Source organism: Paenibacillus sp. PDC88 (assembly GCF_900106725.1).
Taxonomy (GTDB): Bacteria; Bacillota; Bacilli; order Paenibacillales; family Paenibacillaceae; genus Paenibacillus; species Paenibacillus shunpengii.
Window position 1 is genome coordinate 1 of the sequence record NZ_FNNT01000030.1, and the last position, 2,277, is coordinate 2,277.

A 2,277-nucleotide genomic window follows, 5' to 3' on the forward strand; every position below is an offset into this window, starting at 1 on the left:
TTTTGGGTATTCGGATTTTATGGTGGAAAAGGGCTTATATTCCACCCTTCTCCAATTTCTTAATTAGTGTGGAAAAATCAACACCATAGTTGTCTGTTATGTTGTGGTCTGTCACTTCATACCAATTGAGAGTTTCGTATAATATAGCTTTGCTGAACGCACTCGAATTAAAACGTGGCTTACGTCTCTTATGTAGTTTTTCATTAAAAAGTATTTTGGCTCGTAAGGCTTCAAAGGAGTAACCTCTACCCATTCGTTCTACTTGCCTAATAATACTATTAATGGACTCTGTATAAGCGTTAGTGAGCCTTTTATCGAAGTAGTTGAAGATTTCATCCTGCCAGTTGTCTACAGCTCTAACAAGGTCTTTATATGCGTCTTTAGAGTTACTGGATAAACAACGTTGTCTCCAATATCTATAACGATCCATCCCCTCGTCAGAATCATCTGTATCCCATATCATGTAGAACTCTTCTTTAATTTCATAGGCTTCTTTTAGGTCAGAGCTATTACTTAACCAAGTATCTAAAAGAAATGAGTCTCTTTCATTCAAGTCATGCTTTCGTTTAAGAAGGATATACCTTTCACGCATAAGGGTACGCCTTTCTTTGGCTGTCATATTGGCTCTGAGAGACTTCCTAACATTATCTAATGCTTGATTAGCCATTCGGACTACATGAAACTTATCTACAACTACTTTAGCGTGTGGCAAAACAGTATTTACTGCATCTTTGTAAGGCTTCCACATATCCATTGTGACGTATTCAATGTAATGCCTATCACCAATCTCTGAAAGCCTTTGTATAACAGTATTCTTATTACGATTAGGCTTAATATCAAAGATGGTTTTACGTTCAACATTAGTCAATACAAGACGAGGTTTACGGATAATATGTATTTCATCTATTCCAAGCCATTTAGGAGTCTCAAATTGGTATTCTTGTTCTTTAAATGCTACATAGTCCTTAAAGACGTTTCTTACGGTCTTTTCGTCTACACCGACGCTTTCAGCGACATCCACAAAGGTCTTGGACATAGACTGCTCTTCAATGGACTTTAACAACCTTTTAGTCATGCTACGTTTTTCGTCAATAGAAATAAGACGTTCCCAAAAGGTAGAACCACATTCACGACATTTATAACGTCTACGCTTTAGTTGTAAGCCCACTCGCTTCAAACGAATGGGCAAGTCCATAATTAGTTGCTTTCGTGAGTCATGCCTATACAACTTATCAAAACCACATTCAGGACAACGTTCAGGCGGTTCGATTGCTTCCACTTTAAACATCATATCGCTTTCATTTTCTTGTGGTGGTTCTGTTGTTTTAAGATCTGGTAGTAATAATAAGTCTGACATACTGTTCATCCTTTACTACTCGTAGTGTTACGATATTAATTATCTTTCATTGAATATCCTACGTAAAAAAGGTTATCCCATTGATGCAGGGATAACCTTTTCATTATTCATTTATGCAGTAGCACAGCTACAATCTTTGCACTCACAGACTTCATCAGTACAGTTATCTACACATTCTTGACTGCAATAAACTTTTCCTTCTACTTCTACTTTGTTTTCACCAAGAAGACAATTACAGCTTGGTCTCGCACATTTTTCCATACCAAACTCCTCCTTATTATTTTGGTAAATCCTCGGTTAAACACCAACCTTGGTCTAAAAGACTAACGACACAATTATCAACAATTCGGTACCGAATAAAATTGCCTTCACGATTATTGCGAACGATGCCTTTATCGACCAATCGTTGAAGTTGGTTGGAAATGGCTTGAGGTTTCATTTCAAGCTGTTCTGCTACCTCACTAACAGATAAATTTGGTGTTCGAATTAAAGTGTGCAATATTCTGAGTCGAGTCCCATTAGAAAGTATTTTAAAGGTCTCACTTAAACCCTCAGCGTTATCTGTATCTAACAAGGGGCGTTCCGTTAGTTTTGGTTTTGGTGTACACCAGTTTTCAGCCATTATTTCCTCCTCCATTTCACAATTACATTATATAGTGTAATAGTTTTTGTGTCAAGACGTTTATACAGTGAAATTCATAATATAAGCATCTTTTTTATCAGTACGTTATGACACCTTTACAATATAGTAATTTATTTCCCTTGCACTGACTATTTAAATTTTTTTCAACCTATAATCACCTGTGTTTGTGTTTGATTGGAACTATTATTTTCCTTAGTATTCCACTAAATAATCCGATTTAACACTAACTGTTTTTAAATTATTAAAATAGTAATTCCACTATATATTCCGAAGACCC

At 36.0% G+C, this 2,277-nt stretch carries 2 protein-coding genes; both read right to left on the reverse strand.

Features of this window, described 5'->3' with window-relative positions; genetic code table 11:
- Nucleotides 1-34: 34 nt before the first annotated feature.
- Nucleotides 35-1,357 (reverse strand): ISL3 family transposase, encoded by a 1,323-nt coding sequence (locus BLW49_RS28395; RefSeq protein WP_041846675.1) that lies wholly within the window; start codon nt 1,355-1,357, stop codon nt 35-37.
- Between the two features lie 277 nt (nt 1,358-1,634).
- Nucleotides 1,635-1,979 (reverse strand): ArsR/SmtB family transcription factor, encoded by a 345-nt coding sequence (locus BLW49_RS28405; protein WP_041846673.1) that lies wholly within the window; start codon nt 1,977-1,979, stop codon nt 1,635-1,637.
- Nucleotides 1,980-2,277: the final 298 nt, after the last annotated feature.